Raw genomic sequence first — 6,298 nt, 5'->3', positions numbered from 1 at the left:
TGGCTCTAAGGTTTTCTGAAATCTCCCAAAGGGAGTCATATTGGCGAAGTTGGGCATCGACGAGAAGTAAAATAGCTTTCCCTGTTAAAAGTTTTTTGGATCCGTGATCGCGGTAAGGATGCCGATAGAGAGCAACATCCAAAATCTTAAGACACTTTTCAATAACGGTTTCTTCTGGTATACTGTTACCCATGTTAATGCTCCTTTTGTAGAGGTTTTTGGGTAACTTGTCTATTATATCTCTACATTAGGAGTTTTTCTTATAAATGTCTAATAAAAAATACCTTTTTTGTAAAATTTTATTTACATTACCGTTTAAAAACATTTATTTGCAAAGTCAGTGTATTTACCGCCGTGTTTCGGGTGTTTACCGTCGGATTTTGATTATTTACCGCCGGATTTCGGCTGTTTACCGTCACTTTTTATAAATTTACCGCCATATGGGAATGATTCGGAATTTTCGAAGTATAACTCGAGAAAAGTTTTCCTATCATTTGTTTCGCCCGGCATAATGATATGTCCTTTTCTACAGGCAATTTACTCCGTTCTCTTTTAAAAAGGATTGTAAGCGCAATCCCTTGCAACGATATTTTTAAACACCGATAATAGGATTGAAAGGTGAAACTCAGCCTGGCCAGGAGATTTAAGCTCATAATTGGGAGGGATCATTATGGGTGAAAACATCGGAAAATGGCTCGGAAAAGGCATTACACCCAAGGCATTCATGGATTGGATGTCCAAAAACCAGGATCAGTTTCAAAGCTATTATCAAGGTTTTACTTGGAAAGAAGACGATGAAAAATTCTTTTCTGACTTTAGCAATACAAAAGAACTGCGTTGTGCGATCATCGCATCGGATTGGTGCGGGGATGTCGTCCATAATATGCCGGTTGTTCTTAGAATCATGGAGACAGCCAAAATCCCCGTTGAGGTTTTCATTCTTGAAGAAAATGAAGAACTCATCAATAAATTTTTGCTGTATGGTGGAAAATCGATTCCGGTCGTCTTACTCGTCACGCCGGACGGCGATGTCATTCATCGGTGGGGACCGCGCCCTGCTTATATTCAAGAACCAATGGCTAAGTTTAAAGCGCTGAATCTTCCGCGCGAATCCGATGAATATAAGGAAAAAGTTCAAGAAGTCTATGCCGAAATACATAAAAGATATGGGGAAGGCATGGCGTATCAGCAGCTAATCGTCGATGAATTTAAAGAAACTTTATCGGGTCTCTAATGGCCCGGTTTTTTTATGTCTGTTAAAAGGTGAGAATCATTTACTTGTAGATGACCAGATGTATGCTCATGTGATGTCGGCCTAGGGATTTATATGTATATAACAGGAGTGACCATAAACGGTTATATCAACCGATCCAAAATAATATTATGAATACGCTTATAAGTTATACGAGTTAAGAGGTCACATTTCCACTCAACGGTCAATAAACTAATGGTCGAAGGAGGGCTTTTGATGATTAGTGTTGAGCCGATGTTTATTGGCGGAAAGCCGTTTACGGCTGTGACCGTCGAGCTTCCGAAGACGAAGCTGATGGCTGTCTATAACGATGTGGGCTATATCATGTGCGGTGCCCTTGACGTTGCTTTACTTAACGAAAAATTAAGAGACCGAAAAATCATTGCAGGGCGGGCGGTCGGCGTTCGCACGATTGAACAGCTTTTAGATGCTCCGCTCGAGTCGGTCACGATTGAGGCCGAAAATATTGGCATAGAAAAAGGGATGACCGGCCGTGACGCGCTTTTAAAAATGGAAGCAAACCAAATCAATTAGGACGCCCTAACCGAAATCTCGCCGGCTAAGACAAGGCCGGCTCATTTTTTTACGGATTGTCGGTGAACGGCGGCTTCAACAGGTGGCATTAAAACAGGAACTCTGTGTGAAAAAACACGCGTAATCCGGGTTCGACAAGCATATACATGCTTATGGGATGCCTGGATGGAGGTGTTGATTTGCCGAAAACGTCGCTGAAACCGCGCCGGAACATACCGTTTCGCCATGTCTTTGTTTTTTCAGTTATAGTGTTTATCGGGGTTACCCTTTGGGGATTGTGGATCATCAACGAAGGCATCAAACCTGTGCTCATGAATATTGCCGAGACGAAAACGAGGCAAATCGCCCAGTATGCCATTAACTATGGTGTTAAAAATAAAGAAGTCAATGAAATGCAAAAATATATTGATAAAAATGGACTTTATAGTTTAGTGGACATCGAAAAAAATGATAACGGAGAAATCACAAACATTAACTTAAATACTTATATTATCAACCGACTGCTGACAGGAACGACGCAGGACGTTCAGGAATATTTAAGGGCCATTGAAGAAGGGGATAGGCCGATCTACACGACAAGCGATCAAATGAAAGTCCCAAGCGGAGAAAAAGGTGTCATTACATACATTCCGCTAGGAGAGGCCACGAATAATGTGCTGCTTGCTAATCTCGGGCCTCAAGTCCCCGTAAAGTTTCAAGTGATCAGTAATACGCGGACAAATATCAAACGGTTTCTGAAACAGGTCGGCATCAATAATGTGTATGTCGAAATTTCTTTGCACGTTGAAGTGGACGTGCAAGTCGTCATCCCCGTTGGCTCAAAACCGATTACTGTCAAATCCGATATACCGTTTGCTTCTTTCTTCTATCCCGGGAAAGTACCTATGTATTGGAGCAACGGCGGTAATAATGCGTCCATTACCTTGCCCGATCAACCGTTAAAGAAAAAATAGTAAGGTAAGAAAATCCGGACGTATTAGTGACTGTCGAATGAAAAGTTTTTTAAATTCAAATACCACTTTGGCAAGCTAAGCACTTAAAAATGGCAATTAGGACACAGATCATGAGAAAATAGCGATCATAACGGTAGTGTGTTTTTCCATTTTGTTCAAGCTAAAAGCCATTTTAAAATTTTTAGTAGCCTGAAATGGCCGATAGAACAGCGCTAAATGCCATTTTCGCACCGCAAGCTCTCCAAAATGGTCATTAGGATACAGATGCTGGAAAACAGCTTTCAAAACAAGCGTATTTTACCAGTAAATTCAAGCTAAAGACCATTTCAAAATTTCTAACAGCCCGAAATGGTCAATAGAACTGTGCTATATGCCATTTTCGCACTGCAAGCTCTCCAAAATGGTCATTAGGATACAGATGCTGGAAAAACAGCTTTCAAAACAGGCGTATTTTACCAGTAAATTCAAGCTAAAGACCATTTCAAAATTTCTAACAGCCCGAAATGGTCAATAGAACTACGCTAAATGCCATTTTCGGACTGCTGGCAAATCATATTGGCACCACGCAAACGTGTCTGGACTCAAGTATCTAGCTTCAATTTTCCTAATATCTGGATGCAGCGCAACGTTTCGACAGCCGCTGAACTAAAAAACGTTGCGATTCCGTTTTTTGCGCAACGTTTTCGCGTATTGGAAGCTCAAAAAAGTTGCGCAAAGACGTCTGGACCCGTGAACCGCGCTTCTTTTTTCCTAATATCTGGCTGCAGCGCGACGTTTCGCACGCCATCGAACCAAAAAATGTTGCGATTCCGCTTTTTACGCAACGTTTTCGTGAATCGAGAGCCTAAAAAAATCGCGCAAATGTGCCTGGACCCAAGAATTACGCCGTACATATGGCTCAATAGTAGCACAAGCTTGGGATCATTCATTATATTCCCTGAAGAGATGGTGATACATCAAGGCTTCTTGGCATCTTTGCGGTGTCAGAAAAATATTTTTCTACAAAAACGGCCGTTTTCCATTTGGGCTTTTAAGGCGGCTTCCTTTTCAAAAAAATATTTTTCAATAAAATTCCATTCCTACTCCCTTATTGTGATAAAAAAGACAGCCTCGGGCTGTCTTTTTCCTTATGAACCGCGACGGCTTCGGTAGGGTTCGCGCCCCAAGGCCTGTAAGTAAGGATAAGGGTAAAAGGATTCTGTGTTGCCGTTATATTTATACACGCCATAATGGGGAGGCGGAAATTTTCCTTATGAACCGCGACGGCTTCGGTAGGGTTCGCGCCCCAAGGCCTGTAAGTAAGGATAAGGGTAAAAGGATTCTGTGTTGCCGTTATATTTATACACGCCATAATGGGGAGGCGGAAATTTTCTTTATGAACCGCGGCAGCTTCGGTAAGCTTCGCGCTCCCAGGCTCGTAAGTAAGGATAAGGGTCAAAGGAATATTCTGTGTTGCCGTCATATTTATACATGCCGTAATGGAGGTGAGGTGGAAATTTTCCTTGAGTGCCCTTAGGACCGTAACCGGAGCTGCCCACATAACCGATGACTTCACCAGGCTTGACGATCGATCCTTTTTTAATGTGTTTTTCATACCCGCTTAAATGCGCATAGTAATGATACACGTTTTTCACATCACGAATGCCGATTCGCCAGCCTCCGAATTTATTCCAACCGATGATTTCAACCACCCCGTATGCCGTCGAGAGAACCGGTGTGCCATAGCCCGCAAAAATATCGGTGCCCTCGTGAATGCGCAAACCTCCCCAGCCGCGCCGTGCCCCCCATGTGGAGCGATAATCGTAGTTATATCTTAATGGAATCGGAAAAGCCCTCTTCTCCAGTTCAATGGTGCCGAAATGTTTATAGAGTTCGGCCATTTCAGTAATCACTTGGATCGTTTTTTCACTTTTATAATAATCCCAAAGGGCGGTTTTATAATCGAGCCAATCAGAACCGTAAGTACTTAAGTATTGAGCCATCGTATAGAGCACATCATCGGGGTCATTCTCATACGCTGCACCGTCACCATTACCGTCCTTACCCATCCCGTCAAATAAAGAAATAAAAAAAGGATCGCGGTCTTTTTGGGCGGGGTTAAGAGCACCGAGCCATTTATGCCTTGGAATCAGGATGGCAACGGGTCCATCAGCGTCCGGCAAATCACGTCGGGTGTTTCTGACATTGCGCTCATATTGATCGATGGCCGCAAGCAAATACCACGGCACATCGGTTAACGCGGCCGTTTTTAAATAATAAGGCATGGGGTTCTCCGCTTTTTGTTCTTTAAAAACAGGATGGGCCTGCTTTTGAAGATCTTTTTTCTGTTGTAGGTTCTGCGCTTCCTCAGCTTTCATCACATTGTCGCCGGCCAACCCGGTCAAGAAAATACTAGAGGCGAGTAAGAGCGAAATCAAGACTTTCACACGGTTCCCTCCTTTCCAAGTGATTTCCCTTGTGCCGTTTTAGCGCCTTTGATGGGTTTTCGGTGACGTCGTCCCTTGCGGTGATTGTTTCATTTGTTTAATCAAATTCTCCAACCATTGGTGGACACGGGGCGTTGAAACGTCTAGGTTTTTAAAATTAGCGATGTCGGTTTGTGCAAAAGGCTTGTCGGAAATGTAAACCTTATAATAATTGGGCACAACCGATAAAGCCGTTCGTTTGACCTGCTCGGCCGCCTCCACGCGATTATCATTTGTCGTTTTATAAGCGATGAGGACATATTGATCGGTGACCAAGGTGCCGACATCGTAAATATCCGGAAGCGACAATTCAACACGCGTGATAATGTCGGAAAGCGCTTGATAGTCGGTTTTCGGGATATGTTGGACATCCAATGCATGATCGCGGCCGGGTTTGCGCGAATAGTGGGTATAGCCGAATTCCCCGCGGGCATTCTCACTTGGGGAGTTGTTTTGAATGTTTTTCGGAGGTCCATTATATGTGACGTCCCGCACAGGATCTTGCATGCGGCTCAGACCTTGGTCATCTTGATTTTCTTTATGATCTAAACCGGCACAACCGGAGAGAAACAATAGTATGGCGACACAAAAAAAGCAAAAAACATTTTTAACCATGTCTTAGCCTCCTGGAAAAAGGTTTCAATCATATCTTTATTTTTTAGAATGACCTCTTCCGAAAATTATTTGCTAGCAAATCTTGCCTTCCCATCCATGGATTCATTTTTCTTTTTGGGATTGTGTGTTAAAATAAAGGGCGGAGGGGGATGTCCATGGACTGGCCGAAGAAAATAGCGGTAAAAGTGAATCATGTGACATATGAGGTTATTGAAAACCATCGCGATGGCTGGAACGAAGAGGCTTTTCTCAAGCGTTACAGCGAGATTTTGGCCAAGTATGATTATATTGTCGGCGATTGGGGCTATGAACAATTGCGACTGCGCGGATTTTACGAAAACAATAATCGCAAAGCCCCGCCGGAATCACGCATCGGCACCCTTCCAGAATATATCTTGGAATATTGCAATTTCGGCTGCCGCTATTTTGTTGTCAAAAAGCTTAAACCAGATGGTATAGATGCGTATACCCCCTGAAAA

General features: G+C 43.1%; 7 protein-coding genes. 4 read left to right on the top strand and 3 right to left on the bottom strand.

The window, feature by feature from the left end; translation table 11 throughout:
- Window positions 1-193: hypothetical protein (locus tag H532_RS0116250; RefSeq protein ID WP_027726338.1), on the bottom strand; the 193-nt coding region annotated here is incomplete at its 3' end.
- Between the two features lie 477 nt (window positions 194-670).
- Between H532_RS0116250 and H532_RS0116240 the strand changes: the two genes are divergently transcribed.
- The 3 genes from H532_RS0116240 to yunB all read left to right on the top strand — a co-directional run bounded on the left by H532_RS0116240 (window position 671) and on the right by yunB (window position 2,739).
- Window positions 671-1,234, top strand: a complete 564-nt coding sequence (locus tag H532_RS0116240; RefSeq protein WP_027726337.1) for a thioredoxin family protein — start codon at window positions 671-673, stop codon at window positions 1,232-1,234.
- 234 nt (window positions 1,235-1,468) lie between these two features.
- Window positions 1,469-1,786, top strand: coding sequence for a YunC family protein (locus H532_RS0116235; protein WP_027726336.1), 318 nt, complete (start codon window positions 1,469-1,471; stop codon window positions 1,784-1,786).
- A gap of 179 nt (window positions 1,787-1,965) precedes the next feature.
- Window positions 1,966-2,739, top strand: coding sequence for a sporulation protein YunB (gene yunB / locus H532_RS0116230; RefSeq protein WP_027726335.1), 774 nt, complete (start codon window positions 1,966-1,968; stop codon window positions 2,737-2,739).
- 1,373 nt (window positions 2,740-4,112) lie between these two features.
- On the opposite strand, the gene H532_RS19225 is transcribed toward yunB, so the two are convergent.
- Window positions 4,113-5,165 carry a M23 family metallopeptidase gene (locus H532_RS19225; protein ID WP_425426316.1) on the bottom strand — a complete coding sequence of 351 codons (1,053 nt, stop codon included), beginning with the start codon at window positions 5,163-5,165 and terminating at the stop codon, window positions 4,113-4,115.
- 39 nt (window positions 5,166-5,204) lie between these two features.
- Window positions 5,205-5,819, bottom strand: a complete 615-nt coding sequence (locus H532_RS19710; protein WP_051263389.1) for a YhcN/YlaJ family sporulation lipoprotein — start codon at window positions 5,817-5,819, stop codon at window positions 5,205-5,207.
- A 155-nt stretch (window positions 5,820-5,974) separates the two neighbouring features.
- On the opposite strand from H532_RS19710, the gene H532_RS0116210 reads away from it, so the two are divergent.
- A complete protein-coding gene (locus H532_RS0116210; protein WP_027726334.1) occupies window positions 5,975-6,295 on the top strand; it encodes a YutD family protein in 321 nt (106 codons plus the stop codon).
- Window positions 6,296-6,298: the final 3 nt, after the last annotated feature.

This window comes from Tuberibacillus calidus DSM 17572, assembly GCF_000430685.1.
Lineage (GTDB): Bacteria > Bacillota > Bacilli > Bacillales > Sporolactobacillaceae > Tuberibacillus > Tuberibacillus calidus.
Note: the sequence above shows the minus strand (reverse complement) of the source record. Positions and strands in the feature narration are given on the sequence as shown.